General features: G+C 70.4%; 20 protein-coding genes. 1 reads left to right on the plus strand and 19 read right to left on the minus strand.

Annotated features, from left to right (window positions below; translation table 11 throughout):
- Positions 1 to 23 precede the first annotated feature (23 nt).
- The 17 genes from J5T34_RS21560 to J5T34_RS21640 all read right to left on the minus strand — a co-directional run bounded on the left by J5T34_RS21560 (position 24) and on the right by J5T34_RS21640 (position 15229).
- Positions 24 to 1253: a beta-ketoacyl-ACP synthase gene (locus J5T34_RS21560; protein WP_208582938.1), complete on the minus strand. Its 1230-nt coding sequence runs from the start codon at positions 1251 to 1253 to the stop codon at positions 24 to 26.
- Positions 1250 to 1981: a 3-oxoacyl-ACP reductase FabG gene (gene fabG / locus J5T34_RS21565; protein WP_174106601.1), complete on the minus strand. Its 732-nt coding sequence runs from the start codon at positions 1979 to 1981 to the stop codon at positions 1250 to 1252. The genes J5T34_RS21560 and fabG overlap by 4 nt, the downstream gene beginning before the upstream one ends.
- Complete coding sequence (locus tag J5T34_RS21570; RefSeq protein WP_208583195.1) at positions 1978 to 2406, minus strand: hypothetical protein; 429 nt, start codon at positions 2404 to 2406, stop codon at positions 1978 to 1980. The genes fabG and J5T34_RS21570 overlap by 4 nt, the downstream gene beginning before the upstream one ends.
- A gap of 113 nt (positions 2407 to 2519) precedes the next feature.
- Entirely contained in the window at positions 2520 to 3719 is a 1200-nt protein-coding gene (locus J5T34_RS21575; RefSeq protein WP_244259133.1) for a beta-ketoacyl-ACP synthase, read from the minus strand.
- Entirely contained in the window at positions 3719 to 4345 is a 627-nt protein-coding gene (locus J5T34_RS21580) for a DUF3261 domain-containing protein (protein WP_244259134.1), read from the minus strand. Before J5T34_RS21580 ends, J5T34_RS21575 begins: the two co-directional genes overlap by 1 nt.
- Positions 4333 to 5562 (minus strand): NAD(P)/FAD-dependent oxidoreductase, encoded by a 1230-nt coding sequence (locus J5T34_RS21585; protein WP_208583198.1) that lies wholly within the window; start codon positions 5560 to 5562, stop codon positions 4333 to 4335. Before J5T34_RS21585 ends, J5T34_RS21580 begins: the two co-directional genes overlap by 13 nt.
- A 52-nt stretch (positions 5563 to 5614) precedes the next feature.
- Positions 5615 to 7999: an MMPL family transporter gene (locus tag J5T34_RS21590; protein ID WP_244259135.1), complete on the minus strand. Its 2385-nt coding sequence runs from the start codon at positions 7997 to 7999 to the stop codon at positions 5615 to 5617.
- Positions 7992 to 8609 (minus strand): outer membrane lipoprotein carrier protein LolA, encoded by a 618-nt coding sequence (locus J5T34_RS21595; protein ID WP_244259136.1) that lies wholly within the window; start codon positions 8607 to 8609, stop codon positions 7992 to 7994. Before J5T34_RS21595 ends, J5T34_RS21590 begins: the two co-directional genes overlap by 8 nt.
- A 17-nt stretch (positions 8610 to 8626) precedes the next feature.
- A complete protein-coding gene (locus J5T34_RS21600; RefSeq protein ID WP_208582939.1) occupies positions 8627 to 9064 on the minus strand; it encodes an acyl-CoA thioesterase in 438 nt (145 codons plus the stop codon).
- 11 nt (positions 9065 to 9075) lie between these two features.
- Entirely contained in the window at positions 9076 to 10038 is a 963-nt protein-coding gene (locus tag J5T34_RS21605; protein WP_208582940.1) for an acyltransferase, read from the minus strand.
- Complete coding sequence (locus tag J5T34_RS21610) at positions 10035 to 10784, minus strand: glycosyltransferase family 2 protein (RefSeq protein WP_244259137.1); 750 nt, start codon at positions 10782 to 10784, stop codon at positions 10035 to 10037. Before J5T34_RS21610 ends, J5T34_RS21605 begins: the two co-directional genes overlap by 4 nt.
- Positions 10777 to 12540: an AMP-binding protein gene (locus tag J5T34_RS21615; RefSeq protein ID WP_244259138.1), complete on the minus strand. Its 1764-nt coding sequence runs from the start codon at positions 12538 to 12540 to the stop codon at positions 10777 to 10779. Before J5T34_RS21615 ends, J5T34_RS21610 begins: the two co-directional genes overlap by 8 nt.
- Positions 12530 to 13105, minus strand: coding sequence for a hypothetical protein (locus tag J5T34_RS21620; protein ID WP_208582942.1), 576 nt, complete (start codon positions 13103 to 13105; stop codon positions 12530 to 12532). Before J5T34_RS21620 ends, J5T34_RS21615 begins: the two co-directional genes overlap by 11 nt.
- Before the next feature lie 6 nt (positions 13106 to 13111).
- Positions 13112 to 13378: an acyl carrier protein gene (locus tag J5T34_RS21625; protein ID WP_006576953.1), complete on the minus strand. Its 267-nt coding sequence runs from the start codon at positions 13376 to 13378 to the stop codon at positions 13112 to 13114.
- Between the two features lie 61 nt (positions 13379 to 13439).
- Positions 13440 to 13709, minus strand: a complete 270-nt coding sequence (locus tag J5T34_RS21630; protein ID WP_208582943.1) for a phosphopantetheine-binding protein — start codon at positions 13707 to 13709, stop codon at positions 13440 to 13442.
- Positions 13696 to 14472, minus strand: coding sequence for a lysophospholipid acyltransferase family protein (locus J5T34_RS21635; protein WP_174106616.1), 777 nt, complete (start codon positions 14470 to 14472; stop codon positions 13696 to 13698). Before J5T34_RS21635 ends, J5T34_RS21630 begins: the two co-directional genes overlap by 14 nt.
- A complete protein-coding gene (locus J5T34_RS21640) occupies positions 14465 to 15229 on the minus strand; it encodes a beta-ketoacyl synthase chain length factor (protein ID WP_208582944.1) in 765 nt (254 codons plus the stop codon). Before J5T34_RS21640 ends, J5T34_RS21635 begins: the two co-directional genes overlap by 8 nt.
- 584 nt (positions 15230 to 15813) lie before the next feature.
- Here J5T34_RS21640 and J5T34_RS21645 point away from each other — a divergent pair.
- Positions 15814 to 17613 carry a methyl-accepting chemotaxis protein gene (locus J5T34_RS21645; RefSeq protein WP_208582945.1) on the plus strand — a complete coding sequence of 600 codons (1800 nt, stop codon included), beginning with the start codon at positions 15814 to 15816 and terminating at the stop codon, positions 17611 to 17613.
- Between the two features lie 64 nt (positions 17614 to 17677).
- Here the strand turns inward: J5T34_RS21645 and J5T34_RS21650 are convergent, their stop codons facing one another.
- Together J5T34_RS21650 and J5T34_RS21655 are read right to left on the minus strand one after the other, a co-directional pair.
- Positions 17678 to 18157 (minus strand): carboxymuconolactone decarboxylase family protein, encoded by a 480-nt coding sequence (locus J5T34_RS21650; protein ID WP_208582946.1) that lies wholly within the window; start codon positions 18155 to 18157, stop codon positions 17678 to 17680.
- A 102-nt stretch (positions 18158 to 18259) separates the two neighbouring features.
- The gene (locus tag J5T34_RS21655; protein ID WP_279633811.1) at positions 18260 to 19216 is read right to left on the minus strand and encodes an RNA polymerase sigma-70 factor; all 957 of its coding nucleotides are present in this window, start codon (positions 19214 to 19216) and stop codon (positions 18260 to 18262) included.
- Between the last annotated feature and the right edge of the window lie 134 nt (positions 19217 to 19350).

Below are 19350 nucleotides of genomic sequence, written 5' to 3' on the forward strand. Positions count from 1 at the left end.
AAAGCAGGCGCGAGACGGACCGTTCAGTCCGCCCAGCGCCGGAACACCAGGGAGGTGTTGATGCCGCCAAAGGCGAAGTTGTTGCTCATCGCGTGGTCGACGTCGAGCACACGACCCTCGCCGGCGATGTAGTCCAGCGGCGCGCAACGCGGGTCCGGCGCGACGAGATTCAGCGTCGGCGCGAACCAGCCCGCCCGCATCATCTCGATGGTCAGCCACGCCTCCAGCGCGCCGCAGGCGCCCAGCGTATGGCCGAGATAGCTCTTCAACGAGCTGATCGGCACGCCGGCGCCCAGCACGGCATGGGTCGCGTGCGACTCCGCCACGTCGCCGTGGTCGGTCGCGGTGCCGTGCGCATTCACATAGCCGATACGGGACGGATCGATGCCGCCGTCGCGCAGGGCCAGCCGCATCGCCTGCGCCATCGTGTCGGCATTGGGCTGGGTCACGTGCGCGCCGTCGCTGTTGGTACCGAAGCCGACCACCTCGGCGAGGATGCGGGCGCCCCGAGCGCGCGCGTGTTCGAGCTCTTCCAGCACCAGCGTGCCGGCGCCCTCGCCCAACACCAGGCCGTCGCGCTGGGCGTCGAACGGGCGCGGCGTGGTCTGCGGCGCGTCGTTGCGCGTGCTGGTGGCGAACAGCGTGTCGAACACCGCCGCCTCGGTGGGGTCGAGTTCCTCCGCGCCGCCGGCGAGCATCGCGACCTGGCGTCCCGCGCGAATGGTCTCGTAGGCGTAGCCGATGCCCTGGCTGCCCGAGGTACAGGCGCTCGAGGTCGTCAGGATGCGGCCGGTGATGCCGAAGAACACGCCGATATTGACGGCAGTCGTATGCGGCATCATGCGGATGTAGGTGGTCGCGCTGACGCCCTCGGTCGAGCAGTCCAGCAGCATCCGGCCGAAGTCCGCGACGGCTTCGGGCGTGCCCGTGGACGAACCGTAGGCAATGCCCAGTTCGCCGCTGGTCACCAGCGGATCGCCATACAGCCCGGCGTCGCGCAGCGCCGCCTCGCTGGCCAGCACCGCCATCAGCGCCACGCGGCCCATGCCGCGCGTGCGCTTGCGCGTGTAGTGCGCCGGCGTCTCGAATTCGGGGACCGGCGCGGCAAGCTGCGTGTTCAGGCCCTTGTACTTGCTCCAGTCCTCCATCCTGACGACGGCGCTCTGGCCGGCGCGCAGCCGTGGAGCGACCGTGGCCCAGTCGTTGCCCAGCGCGCTGATGGCGCCGGCACCGGTGACGACGACGCGCTTCATCCGAACATCCCTCCGTTGACCGAGATCACCTGGCGCGTGATGTAGCCCGCGTCGGCCGACAGCAGGAAGGCCACCGTCGCGGCCACTTCGTCCGGCGTGCCCATGCGGCGCGCCGGAATCAGGCGCAGCGCCTCGTCGCGGACGGTCGCGTCGATCATGTCGGTGTCGATCAGCCCCGGGGCCACGCAATTGACAGTGATCTGGCGCTTGGCCAGTTCGATCGCCAGCGCCTTGGTGGCGCCGATGATGCCGGCCTTGGCGGCGCTGTAGTTGGCCTGCCCGCGGTTGCCGACCAGCCCGGACACCGACGACAGCGTGACGATGCGTCCCGGTGCGCGCCGCTGGACCATCGGCATCACGACCGGGTTCAGCACGTTGTAGAAGGCATCGAGGTTGGTATGGATGACCTCGTCCCACTCCGCGCCGGTCATCGCCGGGAAGGCGGCATCGCGCGCGATGCCCGCATTGCAGACCACGCCGTAATAGGCGCCGTGCGCGTCGATGTCCTGCTGCAGCGCCTGCGCGGACTGCTCGCGATCGGCCACGTCGAAGGCCAGCACGCGCGCGGCGCGGCCGAGGCTGCGCACCATGTCGGCGACCGATTCGGCCTCGTCGCGCCGCGAGCGGCAGTGCACTACGATGTCATGGCCCTCGCGCGCGAGGCGCAACGCGATGGCGCGGCCGATGCCGCGCGAGGAGCCGGTCACGAGGACGGTGTGGTCGCTCATGGCTTGTGTCCTTGCAAGAAGGCCTGCGCGTCGGCAGGCTGGAAAACGGAAACGTTGGCGCGGGCGACCTCCCGCCCCTCCATGTCGATAGCGCACGAGAACATGCCCAGACCGTTGTCGCCGATCAGCTCGACGCGGGCGGTGATGGTCAGCACGCTGCCGCGCGGAAAGGCCGGCACGTCGCAGGCATAGCGGCGCGAACCGAGCAGAAAGCCGATCGCAGGCGCGTTGCCGGCGCGGCGCGCACGCGCGCCGGACCACGCGGCGATGGTCTGCGCCATGTATTCGACGCCGACCCAGGCCGGCATGCCTTGCGCGTCGACGAACAGCTGCGTCGGCCGCACGGTGGCGCGGGCGATCGCGTGATCCTCGTCCGCATGCAGCAGCGCATCGAGCAGCAGCATCGCGCCGCCATGGGGCACCATGGCGGCGATGTCACCGGGTTCGTACTGGGCCGCGGGAACGCCGGCAGCCGTGGTGGCCGTGGGGGGCGTGGTGGCCATGGTGTGGGTCATGGTCGTGTTGATGGTCATCGTCGTCACGCTGCGCCGAGGAGCAGCGCGCAGTTGCTGCCGCCAAAGGCGAACGAGCTGCTCAGCGCATGGCGGGGCGCGCGGCCCAGCCGTTCGCGCGGCCCCACCAGCCGCAATGCCGGCAGCGCGGGATCGGGCACGCCGTCCCACCAATGCGGCGGCAGCCGGCCGTGCGGGTTGTCGACCAGGGTCAGCCACAGCAGCGCGGCTTCGATCGCGCCGGCAGCACCGAGCGCATGCCCTGTCATCGGCTTGGTCGAACTGGCGGGCACGTCGGCGCCGAGCACCGCATGCACGGCGCGCGACTCCATCGCGTCGTTGTGCTCGGTGCCGGTGCCGTGCAGGTTCAGGTAGTCGATCTGCGCGGGCGCGAGACCGGCCCGCGCCAGCGCCTGCCGCATCGCCTGCTGGGCGCCCCGGCCTTCCGGGTCGGGCGCGGAAATATGGTAGGCATCCGAGCTCTCGCCCCAGCCTGCCAGGCGCACCGGGCCGGGTTCGCGCGACACCACGAACAGCGCAGCGCCCTCGCCCAGATTGATGCCGGCGCGATGGGCGGAGAACGGATTGGCGCGCGCGGCGGACACCGCCTCGAGCGCGCTGAAGCCGCCGATCGTGAAGGGGCACAGCGAATCCGCGGCACCCGCGATCACCGCGTCCGCGATGCCGGCGTGCAACAGCCGTGCCGCCGCCGCCAGCGTCTTTGCACCGGACGAGCAGGCGGTCGACAGCGTGTACGCCGGACCGCGCGCGCCGAGCTGCGCGGCGACGAAGGCCGCGGTCGTGCCCAGTTCCTGCTGCCCATAGTGGAACGCATCCGGCCAGCGGCCCTGCGCCAGCCGCGCGCGCACCGCCGCCCCGCCCTCGCGGATGCCGGAAGTACTGGTGCCGAGCACCACGGCAACGCGCGCGGTGCCGAAGCGGTTCAGCGCGGCCTCGGCCTCAGGCCGGATCTGCGCCAAGGCCTGCAGCAGCATCGCATTGTTGTGGGTCCGTTGCGACGCGGCCACATCGGCGCGCAATATCGGCGCCGATGGCAGGCTGCCGACATGCAGCGGCCTGCCCGGCGTGAAACGATCGGTGACCTCGCCGCCGTGCGGGCCGTCGTCGCGCCACAGCGCGGCGCGGACTTCGTCGGCGCCGTTGCCCAGTGCGCACAACACCCCCATGGCGTTCAGATGGATCGGCCGCATTTTCTGTGCAGGCATCATCGCGGCATCTCCCCGGCGGCCAGCGTGCGAATGGTCAGCGCATAGCCATCGCGATATTGGGTGAAACGCAGCGTGTCGGCGTCGGCATGCCGAACCTCCACGACCACCTCGTCGCCGTGGCGCAGCACGCGCCGGCCTTCGCCTTCGCGCACGGTCCAGCCCGCCGGCAACGCCTCCGCCACCGCGCGCAGCGGCCACAGCGACAGCTGCAGGTCGCTGAGGATGCGTTCGGGATCGAGCTGCGCGGGCGCCCAGGGTGCGCGCGACACGTCCAGCCGCGCGCCGTCCCAGTCCAGCCGGGCCAGCACCTGCCCGCCTGCCACCGCGGCCAGCCGCGTATGCGCGGCGTCGGCCTGCAGCAGCGCGATCAGCTCGCGCGTCTCGGTGGCGCCGTCGGCGGTGCGGTAGCGCACCGTAATGTGCTGCTGCAGGGCCAGCGTGCGCTGCAGCGCGGCCGGCGGCAGGCGCAGCACGGGCACGGCCGCGGGCGCGCTTTCCGCTCGCGGCAACGATGGCGATGAGGATGGCGATGAGGACGGCGACGACAACGGCGGCAGATTGCCGCACGCCGCCAGCCAGGCGGCAAATCCCGCGGCCGCCACGGTCCGGATCAGGCGCGGCAAAATTCCTCCAGCACGGTCAGCCGACGCCTGGACTCGACCACGAACGGGTTGCTGCGGTCCCACGCGTATCCGGCCAGGATCGACGAGATCATGCGGCGGATTTCCGGAGTGGCATCGGGGTGGAAGATCAGCGTCTGAAACGAGCCCGCATACCAGGCCTCGACGAACGTACGGAAGCAATCGACTCCGGCCTTCAGCGTGCGGGCGTAGTCCTGCTCCCAATCGACCGTCTCGCCGGCAAACTCGCGGGCGATGCAGTCGACCGCCAGGCTGGCGGACTTGAAGGCGATGGTCACGCCGGACGAGAACACCGGATCGAGAAACTCGCCGGCGTTGCCGAGCAGCGCATAGCCCTTGCCCCACAGCGAGCGGACATTGGCCGAATAGCCGGTCAAATGCCGCGCCGGCGTGTCCCAGTGCGCGTCGGCCAGCAGCGCGGCCAGGGCGGGCTCTTCGCCGACCAGCGTCTGCAGCCGCTGCATGTCGTCGCCGTCGTAACGGTCCAGGAACGCCTTCTCGGCGACCACGCCCAGCGAGCAGCGGCCATTGGAGAACGGAATCGTCCAGTACCAGACATCGACGTGCTCGGGATGCACGCTGATGCGGATCTTGTTGCGGTCGAAGGCGCCCGGTGCGACGCGGTCCTCGATATGCGTGAAGATCGCGCTGCGGACCGGGAAGTTCGAGGGCGATTCCAGATCCAGCAGGCGCGGCAGCACGCGGCCGAAGCCCGAGGCGTCCAGCAGCTGGCGGCATTCGACCTGGTACGACGCGCCATCGTCGCCGCGCACGGTCACGCGCGGACGGGCGCCGTCGAAATCGACCGCCGTGACCTGATGCCGGAAGCGGACCTCGGCGCCCTGGCGCTGAGCGTCGCGGATCAGCACATCGTCGAAATGCGCGCGCTGGACCTGGTAGGTCGTGCCCCAGCCCGGCGTGAACTTGTCGCGGAAATCGAATTCGGTGTAGCGGTCGCCGCGAACGAAGGCGGCCCCGTTCTTGTACTGGAAGCCCGCCTCGACCACCGCGCGCAGCATGCCGGCCTGCTCGATGTATTCCATGCTCTGCGGCAACAGGCTCTCCCCGATCGAGAAGCGCGGAAACGTCTCCTTTTCCAGCACCAGCACCGCGATGCCGCGCTGGCGCAGCAGCCCGGCGGCCACCGCGCCGGCCGGTCCCGCGCCGATGATCAGCACATCGACGTATTGAAGTTCCATCTGTTCCATCTGTTCCATCTGCGTATCCTCCTGGTCGCGCGCGCGTTCGAGTTCAACGCGCCGCGTATTGATCGGTTGGCACAGGCCGGAACCACGGCGACAGTATCCACACGGCGCCCACGCCGCTGAGCATGGTCATGCCGAACGCATGCAGCGCCGGGGTTGCCGACAGCGCCAGCAGGCCGAACGCCAGCAGCGTGCTGGCCGCACCGAGCACGATCGCGGTCCATGACACGCCGTCGCCCGGGTGCTCCAGCAGAAAAATCCCGTAATCGACGCCGACGCCCAGCAGCAAGGCCAGCGCCAGCACCGAGAACAACTGTAACGGCACGTCGAGCCAGCCCAGCATCGCGACGCTCAGCGCCGCCGCCAGCAAGGTCGGCACCAGCGCACGCCATGCCGCGCGTCCATGGCGCCAGGCCAGCAGCGCGGCGACCACGACCGCACCGGCCCCCAGCAGCCAGCTCATCATCGCGCGATAGCGGGCCAGCAGCGCCGAATAGTCGGCCACGCGGTCCACCCATAGCGCGCCCTCGACCGGCGCCACCGACGCGGCGACCGCGCCGATCGCATCGCGTCGATCCAGTCCCTGCAGCAGCATCACGCTGGCATGGTCCTGCCCGATCGGTCCGAGCCATAGCTGGCGCAGCGGCAGCGAGACCGGATCGGCAAGCCATGCCGGCAGCGTCAGCACCGCGCCGGGGGCCGGCGGCGCGGACCCGGAGCCGGCCGGCTCGCCCAACGCGCGGCGCACACGGGCCCGCACCTGCTCCTCGACGTGGCCGGCCAGTGTCGCATCGGCCCGCTGCCGCGCGGCCGACGGCACCCAATCGGACAGCGCCAGCACCCCGTGCAGCTGGCCCGCGGCCAACGCCGGCGCGAGCGCACGCTTGACGGCTTCCTCGCGTTGCAACACCTGTTCGGGCGTGGCGCCGCGCACCACGATGAACTGCGCGGGACTTGGCGTGCCGAGCAGCCGGCCCGCGAGGCGTTGCGCGTCGACCAGCTCGGGCGGCGAGCTCTGCAGCTGGCGCACGTCGTCGCTGACCCGCACGCGCGCCACGCCGAACGCGATGAATACGACAAGCAGTCCCAGCGCCAGCGCGGTGCGGCGGTCCGCTTGCACCCGCGGCCAACGCGACAGGCTGGCGGCCAGCCATCGCGACAGCCGTGTGGGCCGGACCGGCGCGCGATCCAGCCACGGGAACCACAGCACCACCGTCAGGAACGCGCACACCAGGCCGGTCGCCGAGAACAGCGCCATCTGGCGCAGACCCGGGAACGGCGCAACGCCCAACGCCAGATAGGCCGCCACGCTGGTAGCCAGCGCCAGCGCCATGCCGCCGAGCAGCATCCGCACCGTGCGCGCGGGCGTCCAAGCCGGCCTTGCCTGGCGCATCACGAAATAATGGATGCCGTAGTCCTCGGCCACGCCGACCAGACTCGCACCGAACACCAGCGTGATCAGATGCACGCGGCCGAAGACGAGCGCGGTCACCGACAACGCAGCGGCGGTGCCGATCACGAGCGACAGCGCCACCAGCCCGATCGGCCGCAGCGAGCGGAAGGCCAGCCAGACCAGCAGCAGCACCGCCGCCAGCGAGCCCAGCCCGATCACGTTCATTTCGCGGTTGGCCTGGACCGCGGCGGCCTCCGCATGCAGCGGGATACCTGCCGCCACCACCCGCACGTCGCCGTCGCCATGCCGCGCGGCGCGCTGGCCGGCGTCGAGCAGCGAACGGTAATCGGATGCCCCATCGGCGGCGAAGGCCGCGCGCGCGGCGTGGTAGCCGAGCACCACCCATTCGGCGCCATCGCCACTGACCGTGGTCACGCCATCGCGCTGGCGCACCGCAGTCGCGCCGGCGCGCGCCAGCCACCAATCCGGCCACAGATTCAGCGGGTCCGCCTGCCAGTCCGCCAGCCGCGGCCCGGCCGCGAACTGGTACAGCCGCGCCAGCGATTGCTGCGCGAGCGCCTCCGTATCCGCCTGCGTATCCACCTGCGTCAGCGTCGTGCGCTGGGCATCGGTCAGCATGCCGGCCCGATACGGCCGATAGAAGTCGAGCGCCGCGTTCAGGTCGAACGCCGACATCCGCGTCGACGGCTGCAGCAGCGCACCACCCGGGGCCGACGCTGCCGCGGCGGCAAAACGCTGCGCCGCGGCGCGGGCGCGCGGCCAGTCCGGTGCGCCCACCAGCACCACCACCTCGCGCGCCGCGTTGTCGGTCAATTGCCGCAGCGCGCGGTCCGCGACTGCGGTGCGCTCCGTCATCGGCAACAGCGCCAGCACATCGGTATCCAGCCGGGCCTCGCGCCAGAACTGCAGCTGGTGCACGACCAGGCCGATGGCGAGCAGCAGCCAGACGAGCGCCAGCGCGCGCGCCAGGCGCGTCGGCTCGGATCCGCGCGCGACGGCGATGGCGGCGTCAGTCAACGGCAATCTCCCGCGCCGCGTCGGCGCCGGCCGCCATCGGCGCGAGCAGGCGTACCACGGTGCTGTCGCCGCTCGCCTCCTGCAGGCGCACCTCGCGCACGAAGCGGTCGCCTGCCAGATCCACGCGCGTCAATACCCGGCGCATATCGGCATCGGTCGGCGTCAGCGCGAGTTTCCAGCCCTGTTTGCCCTGCACTTCGCCGGCCACGGCAAAGCGTTGCGCCAGCGCCGGCGCATCGGCACGCAGCACGGCGAGGATCGCTTCGAGCGCCGCGCGCAGGCCCGGTTGCGCATCGGCCTGCCATCGCTGCTGCACGCTGCCGTCGGCGCCGCGCATGGTCAGGCCCCGCGGCGTCAGCAGCAGGCTGGACGCGATCGGCGCGCGCGTATGCCAGACCAGGCCGCGGCCCCGTGCCAGCACGAAGTCGCCGCGCGAGACCAGCGGCATGGCGAAGCCGGCGACCTTGCGGGTCTGCTCGAACCCGCCGCGGATCACCGGCGCCTCGTCGAGCCGCGCGGCGACCTGGTCCAGCAGGCCTGCGGCATACGCCGGCGCGCCGCCGAGTGCGATCGCGGCGAGAACAACGTGCCGCGCCAGGCGCGACGCCATACGCCATAGCCGCGCGCTCACGTTGCCACTCCCAGCCGTTGTGCCAGTACCGGCGGGCAGACGTAGCGCATCTCGCCGGTGGCGATGTCGACCGGCACCTGGATCGTGTAGCCGCGCGTCAGCCGCCGGCCGCTGGCTGCGTCGCGAATCTCGTAGTCGATCTTGAGCCGGTGCTCCCACTCGACGATGGCGGCTCGCACGATGGTTTGCTGCCCATAGACCAGCGGCCGGATGTACTTGATGCGCATGTCGACGACCGGCCAGGCATAGCCGGAATCGCGCATGGCCGGGTAGTCGTAGTCGAAGCGGGCCAGCAGCGCGCAACGGGCCAGCTCGAAATAGCGCGCGTAGTTGCCATGCCAGACCACATCCATCGGATCGAGGTCGTGGAAGGCGGGACTCATTACCAGTTCATGCGCGAGCGGGGCGTGCGCGGCGGACGGCGACATTGACATGGAAGCGTTGCTCAGCGGGCGTCGCCGTCGCCGGCGCCGCTCCAGAAATCGTAGAAGTTGAACCACTCGTAAGGCGAGGCACAGACCTGCTCCGCCAGCCAGTCGGCATAGGCTTGCGCGTGGCGCGTCAGGGCCTGCAGCCGGCCGCCGCGCGGCAACACCACTGCCTCGGCCAGCTGCGCAAAGCGCAGCAGATGGCCGTCGCCGGCGCGCACGCAGCTCATCGCCAGCAGCGGGCAGTGCAGCAGCGCGGCCAGCGCGTACGGCCCGATCGGCATGCGGGCGGGCGCGCCCAGGAAGGACACCGTCACGCTGCGCCCGCCTTCGAGCGGCACGCGATCGCCGGCGATGGCGACAAACTCGCCGGCCTCGATCTTCTGCTGCAGCAACAGCGCGGTCGCCGGCGTGATCTCGGTCACCTGGATCAGCTGCACCACCGCTTGCGGATCGAGCCGGGACAGAATCCGGTTGAAGCGCTCGGCGTGCATCGTGTGCACCAGCACGTTGACGCGCAGGCCCGCCTTGTGGGTAGACACCACGCGGCACAGTTCCAGGCAGCCCATGTGCGCGGTCACGATGACGGCGCCGCGTCCGCTGGCGCGCTGGCGCGCCATCAGCTCGGCGCCCTCGCGGCGCACCGCGTCGAAGCGGTAGCGCCCGCTGATGGCGAGCATCTTGTCGAGCAGCGTCTCGGCGAACGACAGCAGATGGCGCAGGCTGTGGCGCAGGCCCGGGACCGCTCCGCGGGCGCCGCCGTACCGATGCACGCGCCGCAGGAAATCCACCGAGGCACGCCGCGCGGCCGGCCTCGTCAGCCAGTAATACATCACGACCGGATACAGCAGCACGCGGAACAGCGTCCGGCCGAAGATCCGGTTGACCGCGTACAGGGACCAGATGCCCCAGACGCAGGTCGACTCGGCGATATCGGCCCAGTGCGGCGACCAGCGGCGGCCCGGCGCGGCGGTGTTCATGCCGCCCCCGACCCGAACTTGCGCGCCAGCAGCAACGGTGCGCGCAGCAGCATGCCGGCGAACAGGCGCGCGTGCATGCCGGAGATCAGCGCGTTGTCGCGCCACACGCGGAAGTGCGACACGCCGTCGGCGGGATAGGTGACCCGCACCGGCACGTTGACGATGCGCACGCCGCGCCAGACCAGGCGCACCAGCACCTCGATGTCGAACTCCATGCGCCGCCCCAGCGGCACGCTTTCCACCAGCGGCACCAGCGAGGCCAGCGGATAGACCCGCAGCCCGCACATCGCGTCGCGCACGGCGAACGACAGCGTGTTGATCCAGACCCAGACATGGGTCAGGTAGCGGCCCATCAGCCGGGCCCGCGGCACCGACTCGTCATACACCGGACAGCCGCAGATCAGCGCCTCGGGGCGAGCCTCGGCAAGCGCCAGGAAATCGGCAATGCGGGCGCTGTCGTGCTGGCCGTCCGCGTCGATCTGCAGCACATGGCTGTAGCCGCGCCGGCGCGCATGCAGCGCGCCCGCGATGATGGCCCCGCCCTTGCCCTGGTTGGCGGGCAGCCGCAGCAGCTCGACGCGCTCCGGACGGCTGGCGACCAGTTCGCGCAAGACCTCGGCGCAAGCCGGCGCGCTGCCGTCGTCGACCAGCAGGCACGGGACCGGATGTTCGAGCACCGCGGCAAGCACCTGGCCGACCGCATGCTCGTGGTTGTACACCGGGATCAGCACGACCGGCCTAAACATCGCTGGCTCCCGGGACGGCATCGAAGACGGCACCCAAGACGGCACCGAAGACGACCCGGCCGCTGGCATGCTGACCGACATCCGAGGCGAGCTTGAAGACGAGCGTGCTGCGCTCGGGCTGCCAGTCCAGGTCGAGGCGAACGACATCGCCCGGACGAATGACCTGCTGGAACTTGAGCGCGTCGAGCTGGCGGAACGCGCTGCGCGGCGGCACCTCGAGCGCCTGCGCGGCCAGCGTCATCACCCAGTCGAGCTGCGCCACGCCGGGCACGATCGGCGCCTGTTCGAAGTGGCCGTCGAACACGGCCAGGTCCGCATCGATGCCGAGCAGCGCCGCGGCGCGGCCCGGCGCTTCGGCGGGCAGCCATTGCACGCGCGGCAGCACGCCGCGCACCAGCTCGCGCAACATCGCCTCGGTGGTCTTGCCCTGCGCGTTGCAGGGGAGCGCCGCCGGGAAACACCAGCGGCGCGGCAAGGCGATGGGCTCCAGCGCCTGCGCCAACGGTGCACGCAATGACGCGATCAGCGCCGGCCGGCCGCCCTGCGCGAGCAGCGCGGCGCCGGCAGGGCCCGGCACCGCGACCACCGCGGTACGCAGGCCGATATCGAGCTCGACCGTCAGCGCGCGCACCTCTTCGACCAGCGGCGAGCCCCGCAGCAATTGCTCGATGCGGGTCAGCGACACGCGCTTTTCCTCGATCTTGACGATGCGATCGGCGCGCCCGGCCAGCACAAAACTGCCGCCCTCGGCCGCCTCGACGCAATCGCTGCCGACCAGCCAGCCCGGCTCGGCCAGATGGCCCGAGCGGACCGCCAGCAGGCCGTCTTCGATGCGCCATTCGACCCCGGGCAGCGGCGTCCACGCGATGTTGCCGCCGCTGGCGGTGCGCCATGCGATGCCGCCGGTTTCCGAACTGCCGTAGACCTCGATGGGCCAGCGTCCCAGATGCGCATGCGCGTCCGCGGCGGCTTCTGCGGGCAGCGGGCCGCCCGACGAGAACACGGCCCGCAGCGCCCGGCGTGCGCTGGCCCAGTCGAGCGAGGCCGGCATGCGGCGCAGATGCGCCGGGCTGCTGACCAGCACCGCACCGGGCGATACGTTCGGCGCCGCACGGACGATCTCTTCATGGAAGGCAAAGCGCACCGCCGGCATGCGGCGCCGCGCGGCCAGCGGCCACAGCACGCAGAACAGCAGGCCGTAGATATGCTGGTGCGACACCGTCGTCAGCACCTGCGTGCCGGCGGACAGCGCGCCGCCGAAGGCGGTCTGCAGCGCCTGCACTTCGCAGTCGAGCTGGTCCAGCCGCTTCGGCAGCCCGGTCGGCGCGCCGGTGGAACCTGAGGTGAACAGCGTCACCGTGCTCGAGCGCGGACACAGCGGGGGCCACGACCGCGCCTCGTCCAGCAGGTCCGCTTGCCGCCCGGCCGCGATCGGATCGGGCAGCAGGCCATCCGGCAATTCGCCGGCAAAGCCGTCGACCAGCGGGCGCAGCGCAGCGAGCGTGTCGGGCCGCGTATCGCCGGGCAGCACCACCTGCTTGCCGGCGTGCCAGGCACCGAACAGCGCCGCGGCGAACTCCGGGGTGGCATCGTGATAGAGCGCCCAGCGGCCGCCCTCGCGCGCGGCGAAGGCCGCGCGCCATGCGGCGACGCGATGCAGGAAGGCCGCCGCACCGAGGCCGTCGGCAACGGCGGCGTCGGGCGTGCGCGCCAGCTGCCGCACCAGCTCGGGCAAGCGAACACAGTCAGTCATCATGCTTCCTTGCCAGCACGCGCCGCCGCACCAGCCATTCGCCGGCGAACATCAGCCCGATCAGCAGATAGGCGATGCCCCCGTTGTACAGGGCCCAGACCGCGTCGCTGGCCCACCAGGCGGTCGCCAGCGCCAGCACGCCATTGAAGACGAAGAACAGGCACCAGGCGATGGTCACGCGGCGCGTATAGGCGACGCCGCTGGGCGGCAGATCGGGCTCGCGCAGACGCGCGATACGCTCGACCACCGTGGGCGGATGCAGCAGGCTCCAGCCGAACACGGCCAGCATCACGCCATTGACCAAGGCGGGATACAGCTTGAGCGGCAACGTCTCGCCGGACAGGAACACCGCGGCCGCCAGCAACAGCGCGGCGGCCACCATGGCGATCCAGGCCGGCTTGCCGCGCAGCGTGCCCGCGCGCAGCAGCGCCACGCCCACCAGCGCGAACGCCATCACGCGCGGCGACGCATGGCGCAGCCCCGCGTAGACGATCAGCGGATAGAGCAGCGTGGCCGCCCCCGCCAGCAGCATGCATGGCGAGACGCGCCAGCCGGTGCCGCGTGCCATCGAGCGTCACACCTCGGCCGGCGTGGGCGAGGCGTCGATCAGCAGCGCCAGCGCCGCCACCACGTCCTGCACCGTGCGTACCGACTTGAACTGCTCGGGCTTGAGCGGCTTGTTCAGCATCGGCTTGAGTTTGACCAGCAGATCGACCGCGTCGATGCTGTCGATATCCAGGTCCTCGTACAGGCGCGCGTCGGGACGGATGCGCTCGGCATCGATCTCGAACGTCTCTTCCAGGACCGCCGCCACGCGCGCGAAAATTTCTTCGTGAGTCATGATCTTTGGCTTGATGTGTTCGGAGGGAATGGGGATTGAACCGGGGATCGCAACGCCCGCCTCAGGCCGGCTGCGGCGTGCGCTGGGCCGCGACGAATCGCGCCAGCGCGGCGACGCTGGCGAAATGCTTGCGCATCTCCTCCTTGTCGCCGCTCATCGCAACGCCATAGCGCTTCTGCACCGCCAGCCCGAGTTCGAGCGAGTCGATCGAGTCCAGGCCCAGGCCCTCGACGAACAGCGTCGCCTCGCTGTCGATGTCCGCGGGGCGGATGTCCTCCAGCGACAGCGAGGCCACGATCAATTCCTTGATTTCTTGTTCAAGCGCCTTCACGGCGTACCTCCTCGATAAAAAATTCTGCCAACGCGCGCGTCACGTCGCGCACGGCCTGCATCGGCTCGGTATCGGGCGCGACCCAGCGGTCGAGGGGCACGTCCTCGTGCACCTCGATCACGAAGCGGGGCCGCCGCACCGGTACCCGATACCACTTCTCCCCTTTGGTCAGGGTCGGCGGCGTGCAGCGGATCGTTACCGGCGTCAGCGCAAACCCGCCGCGCACGGCGATATTGGCGGCGCCACGTTGCAGCCGCGGCAGGCCGCGCGGCTCGGTGCGTGTGCCTTCCGGGAAGATGACCAGATTGTTGCCCGCGCGCAGCGAGGCAATGCATGCATCGACCATGCCGGGACCGGCATCGTTGCAGACATAGCCGGTCGCGCGCACCGGACCGCGCGTGAAGGGATTGCGCATCAGCGCGGCCTTGACCACGCAGTCCGCGCGCCGCACCAGCGAGATCAGCAACACCACGTCGATCAGCGACGGATGGTTGGCCACGATCAGCAAGCCCGAGCGGCGCAGGCGCTCGGCATGGCGCACTTCGTAGCGGATCACGCCGACGCTGGCCATCAGCCAGACGAACAGCCGGAATACATGGTGGATCAGGTTCTTGCACGCGCGCTGGCACACCGGCGCCGGCCGCAGCAGGACCGAAAGCAGCGGAAACACCAGCACGCGCAGCGCCAGTCCGCCGATGCCGAAGCACGCGAAGCAGATGCCCGTCGCACAGATGCGCCAGCCGCGATCGATTCGCTCAACCATGGCGACGCCAGACCCAGCTGCGGCCGCCGCCCCGATGGCGCAGCGACGCGGATCCCGCCAGCATGAAGCGCAGCACGGCCAGCCCATGCGGCAGCGGCACGCCGGCACCGCACGGCGATTCGATCGCGCCGGCATCCACGCCATCGATCCCGTCTTCCACGCCGCACGCCAGCGTCCAGCGCGGTGCATCGTCGCTCGGCGCGGCGATGCGCCAGGCCCAGGCATACAGCGCGTCCGGCTCGTCCGCGTGCATCGCATGGGACGGCGGCAGCGGCGCGTCGTAGCACACCACCAGCACTTCCTCGTGGCCATCGGCCAGCAAGCCGCACGCCTCGACCAGCGCGGCCTCGGCGGTCTCGCTGCCCGCGGCGATCGCCTGCAGCACCGCAGGGCGCCGCTGATCGATCGAATACAGCGCGCCGATCGCGTTGTGGACCGACAGGCCGAAGCTGGTCGGCGACAGCGGCGCGTCGGCGGCCAGCTCCTCGAGCATCAGCGCGGAGCGCGACAGTTCGCCATGGCGCGAAGCGAAGACCATCGGGACGTCCGCCGGCGCGTCGCACGCATAGGCGGCATGCAGCGCCACGCGTCCCAGCGCGCCCAGCCGGCGCCGCAGCATCGGCGCCATGCCGGCCACCGGCGGCACCTCGCCTTCCAGCGGCAGCCAGGGCGCGCGGCTCCATGCCTCCCAGTCGTGGGCGGTATGCAGTTGCGGCGCGCACGCGGCCCAGCCGCGGATTGCGAATTCACATGCCATGCGAGGTGCTGGATAGCCCGGCAGACGGCGCGCAATGCGCCACGGGCGCGCGAAGGCGTCCGGGCCGGCTTGCCGTTTGCCGAAACGAATTGATGCGGATGAGGAAGCCGATTGGCCGCTGCTAGCGGTTATCGACGGCTTTGCGCAGACCTTGAGGCTTCCGAAGGCAGCGCGCCGGCCGCGGCTTGCGCCGCGGTCCTGGCTCACGCGGGCATGGCGATGGCGCTGACTGCCGGGCGACCGAACCCGTGTCGACGTCGGTCGCGAGATGACGCTCCCCTTGTGTTGACCTTACCCGTTGTTCTTTTGATTTTCGAAACTTTCGATTGTATTACCAAACGCACATCGGCTCACTCCCCCCGCCAGTAGGAGGTCCAGACCGTTCCGGATCGGCCTGCGGCCAAATTTGCTGCTGCCGAACCGCTCTTGTCTGCCTTAGGGATCACATAGACCATTTCCTCGTCGATCCGAGGGTGAATATCGCGCGATCTGCGCCGTTAGCCGCGCATGCGCTGCCGCGAGCGTCCCCCGGGAACGCCGTTGGCGTCCCCTTGCGTCGGCGCCCTTTCATGGAATCCCTTCGTATGTTCTCCTCCATCCGCTCGCGCATCGTGGCGCTGTGCGTGGCCATTGTCGTGGCCGCGCTGGCCGTCAATGCCGCCATCAATTACGTGGTCGCCGACTCCTACAACGACACGGCGATCGACAGTTCGCTGACCGCCTTGCAGGCCGGCCATGCCGGCGCCATCGCCGACTGGGTCGACGGCCATGGCCGGATGATCGCCTCGCTGCGCGAAGCGGTGCTGCAGGCCGACCCGTCGGCCGCGTTGAAGCAGGTCGCCGACGCCGGCGGCTTCGTCAACGTCTATGTCGGTTATGACGACAAGCGCGCGATGTTCTCCAATCCGACCGGCATTCCCGCGGGATACGACCCGACCGGCCGTCCGTGGTATCGGCAGGCGGCCGCAGCCGGCAAGCCGGTGGTGACGCCGCCCTATGTCGATGCCGGCAGCGGCAAGCTGGTGGTGGCTTTCGCCGCGCCCGTCGTTGCCGACGGCGGCGTCAAGGCGGTGGTGTCCGGCGACGTGGCGATGGACCGCGTGATCGCCAACGTCAAGGCGATCCAACCGACGCCGTCGAGCTTCGGCATGCTGGTCACGCAGGCCGGGCTGATCGTGGCCCACCCCGACGACAAGCTGACGCTCAAGCCGGTCGCCGAACTGGTGCGGGGGCTCGACGCCGCGCAACTGGCCGCGCTGCTGACGGCCGCCGCGCCGACCGAAGTGCAGGTCGGCGGCGCCGCCAAGCTGCTGCGCGCCCGCGCGATTCCCAACACCGACTGGGTCGTGGTGATCGCGCTGGACAAGGCCGAAGCGACCGCGGGCATGCGCTCGGTGCTGATGGCGTCCGCACTGACGCTGATCGCAATTGCGCTGGTCGCGGCCGCGCTGGCCGCCCTGGCGACCGGGGCCTCGTTCCGCCGCCTGTCGCAGGTGCGCGACGTGATGGATGCGATCGGCTCGGCCGATGGCGATCTGACGCGCCGCCTGCCGGCCGACGGCAAGGACGAGGTCGCGCAGATCGCGCGCGCGTTCAATACCTTCGTCGACAAGCTGTGCACGGTGATGCGGCAAATCCGCGATGCCAGCGAATCGGTGCGGCATGCGGCCGACGAGATCGCCGCAGGCAATCTGGACCTGTCGCAGCGCACCGAGTCGGCGGCGGCCAGCCTGCAGCAGACGGCCGCGTCGATGGAGCAGATCACCGCGACCGTGGCGCAATCGGCGACGTCCGCCCGCCAGGCCGACGATTCCGCCGCCGCGGCTTCGCGGATCGCCTCCGAAGGCGGCGTGGCGATCGGCGAGGTGATCGGCACGATGGACAAGATCGAGCACGCCTCGGCCAAGGTCTCCGACATCATCGGCGTGATCGAGGGCATCGCCTTCCAGACCAATATCCTGGCGCTCAATGCCGCCGTGGAGGCGGCCCGCGCGGGCGATCAGGGCCGTGGGTTCGCGGTCGTCGCCGGCGAGGTCAGAGGGCTGGCCCAGCGCAGCGCGCAGGCGGCCAAGGAGATCAAGACGCTGATCGAATCGACCGTCGGCGAGGTGGCGGCCGGCTCGGGCCAGGTGCGCCAGGCCGGCGAGACGATGACCGCGATCGTCGGCAATGTGTCGCAGGTCAGCGCGGTGATTTCGGAGATCTCCAATGCCGCGGTCGAGCAGACGCGCGGGATTCAGGAGGTCAACCAGGCGGTCGGCCAGCTCGACGAGATGGTGCAGCAGAACGCCGCGCTGGTGGAACAGTCGTCGGCCGCCGCGTCGGCGCTGCAGGCGCAGGCCAACAAGCTGGCGGGCGCGGTGGCGTTGTTCCGGCTGGCTTGAGCATCCACCACATCACCACGTCGTTCCCACGCAGGTGCGGGGACGACGGATGAGTGGGCGAACCTTATTCGAGGCCGGCCTTGTCCAGGCCGAAGGCCTTGTCCGCCGAACCCGGCACCGTGCGGAACGCGATATTGGCCCGGTTCCAGCCGTTGATGCCCATCACCGCGAAGGTCAGGTCAGACAGCTCCTTCTCGGACAACTGCGCCCGCACGCGCTCGTAGACGTCGTCGGGCACGCCATGCGGCGGCAGCTGCGTCAGCGTCTCGGTCCACTCCAGCACCGCGCGCTCGCGCGGGGAGAACAGCGTCGATTCGCGCCAGATGGCGATATGGTAGACGCGCAGCTCGCGCTCGCCGTGCAGCTTCGCTTCCTTGACGTGCATGTCCAGGCAGAAGCCGCAGCCATTGAGCTGCGAGGCGCGAATCGACACCAGATCGAGCAGCGAGCGCTCGATCGCGCCGCCGTCGATGGCGTTGCTGAAGTTCAGATAGGCCTTGAACAGCTCGGGCGATTGCTGGATGTAGTTCAGGCGTTGGGTCATGACGTTCTCCTGGTCGAAATGGCTGCGCACCGTCGGGCGCGCGGTGGACATCACGGCGGCGGCAGCGGCCGCACGCCACAAAAAAATCGATCTTCTGCGCCTTCAGCAGGCGCCGCGTGCCAGCGCGATGCGTAGCAGCTTGTCGGGATTGCGCTGGGCGTGAATGCGGACGATGCGCTCGCCGTCGGTCTCGCAGCACTGCGCCGACTCCAGCTGTCCGTCGACAAAGCGCAGCAGGGCCCAGTCGCCATTGAGCAGCGCCAGCTCGACGCGTACCGCGGTGCCGGGGCGCTGCGCGCTGACCGCGAACACCTTGGCGATGCGCCAGCCGCCGACCAGCGGCTTGGGAAAGCTCGGCACCTTGCCGCCGCCATCGCCGATCAGCGCGGCGTCCTCGGCCAGCATCGACTGCAATGCCGCCATGTCGCCGCGCTCCATGGCCTGGGCAAACCCCTGCAGCAGACGCAGATGGGTTTCGCGCGGCACGGCAAAGCGCGGCCGCTCGTCGCGCAGCTGCACCTTGGCGCGGCTGACCAGCTGCCGGCAGGCGGGCTCGCTCTTGCCGATCGCGCGGGCGACGTCCGCGTAATCGGCATCGAATACCTCGCGCAGCAGGAAGGCCGCGCGCGCCTCGGGGGTCAGCCGTTCGAGCAGCAGCAGGAACGCCACCGACAAATCGTCGGCCCGCTCGGTCAGCTGTTCGGGAGTGGCGGGCGATTCCGTCAGTTCGGGCTCGGGCAGCCAGATGCCGGCATAGTGCTCGCGCTGGACCTTGGCCATGCGCAGCCGGTCGATCGACAGCCGCGTGGTCACGGTGACCAGCCAGGCCTCGGCGTTGTCGATGCTGCCGCGGTCGGCCTCATGCCAGCGCAGCCAGGCGTCCTGCACCACATCTTCGGCTTCCGCCACCGTGCCCAGCATCCGGTAGGCAATGCCATGCAGGCGCGGCCGCAGCCGGGCAAACGTCAGCGTGGCGGCATCGGCCAGCGGCGCGGTGGCAGCAGTCGCGTTCGTAGCGGCCGGGTCCGGCCGATCGCGGGTATCGGGTGGGCGGGTCATCGCGTTCCATCGTCAAGGGTCCAGGCCATTGCACCATCCGGGCACAGGTATGGCGCATCCTGGGCCTCGGTGCCGGCGTGGCACTGTAGCAGTCAGTCAAACCCAAGACGTCTGGCGATGGCCGTTTGTGACAG

Source organism: Cupriavidus gilardii (assembly GCF_017598945.1).
Classification (GTDB): domain Bacteria; phylum Pseudomonadota; class Gammaproteobacteria; order Burkholderiales; family Burkholderiaceae; genus Cupriavidus; species Cupriavidus gilardii_E.

Excerpts from the sequence above, each read along its gene's own strand:
- J5T34_RS21610 (WP_244259137.1), bottom strand. The coding sequence starts at position 10,784 with ATGTTTAGGCCGGTCGTGCTGATCCCGGTGTACAACCACGAGCATGCG.
- J5T34_RS21650 (WP_208582946.1), bottom strand. The coding sequence starts at position 18,157 with ATGACCCAACGCCTGAACTACATCCAGCAATCGCCCGAGCTGTTCAAG.
- J5T34_RS21655 (WP_279633811.1), bottom strand. The coding sequence starts at position 19,216 with ATGACCCGCCCACCCGATACCCGCGATCGGCCGGACCCGGCCGCTACG.
- J5T34_RS21570 (WP_208583195.1), bottom strand. The coding sequence starts at position 2,406 with ATGGTGCCCCATGGCGGCGCGATGCTGCTGCTCGATGCGCTGCTGCAT.
- J5T34_RS21615 (WP_244259138.1), bottom strand. The coding sequence starts at position 12,540 with ATGATGACTGACTGTGTTCGCTTGCCCGAGCTGGTGCGGCAGCTGGCG.
- J5T34_RS21575 (WP_244259133.1), bottom strand. The coding sequence starts at position 3,719 with ATGCCTGCACAGAAAATGCGGCCGATCCATCTGAACGCCATGGGGGTG.
- fabG (WP_174106601.1), bottom strand. The coding sequence starts at position 1,981 with ATGAGCGACCACACCGTCCTCGTGACCGGCTCCTCGCGCGGCATCGGC.
- J5T34_RS21585 (WP_208583198.1), bottom strand. The coding sequence starts at position 5,562 with ATGGAACTTCAATACGTCGATGTGCTGATCATCGGCGCGGGACCGGCC.
- J5T34_RS21560 (WP_208582938.1), bottom strand. The coding sequence starts at position 1,253 with ATGAAGCGCGTCGTCGTCACCGGTGCCGGCGCCATCAGCGCGCTGGGC.
- J5T34_RS21645 (WP_208582945.1), top strand. The coding sequence starts at position 15,814 with ATGTTCTCCTCCATCCGCTCGCGCATCGTGGCGCTGTGCGTGGCCATT.
- J5T34_RS21625 (WP_006576953.1), bottom strand. The coding sequence starts at position 13,378 with ATGACTCACGAAGAAATTTTCGCGCGCGTGGCGGCGGTCCTGGAAGAG.
- J5T34_RS21635 (WP_174106616.1), bottom strand. The coding sequence starts at position 14,472 with ATGGTTGAGCGAATCGATCGCGGCTGGCGCATCTGTGCGACGGGCATC.
- J5T34_RS21620 (WP_208582942.1), bottom strand. The coding sequence starts at position 13,105 with ATGGCACGCGGCACCGGCTGGCGCGTCTCGCCATGCATGCTGCTGGCG.
- J5T34_RS21600 (WP_208582939.1), bottom strand. The coding sequence starts at position 9,064 with ATGTCAATGTCGCCGTCCGCCGCGCACGCCCCGCTCGCGCATGAACTG.
- J5T34_RS21605 (WP_208582940.1), bottom strand. The coding sequence starts at position 10,038 with ATGAACACCGCCGCGCCGGGCCGCCGCTGGTCGCCGCACTGGGCCGAT.
- J5T34_RS21640 (WP_208582944.1), bottom strand. The coding sequence starts at position 15,229 with ATGGCATGTGAATTCGCAATCCGCGGCTGGGCCGCGTGCGCGCCGCAA.
- J5T34_RS21595 (WP_244259136.1), bottom strand. The coding sequence starts at position 8,609 with ATGGCGTCGCGCCTGGCGCGGCACGTTGTTCTCGCCGCGATCGCACTC.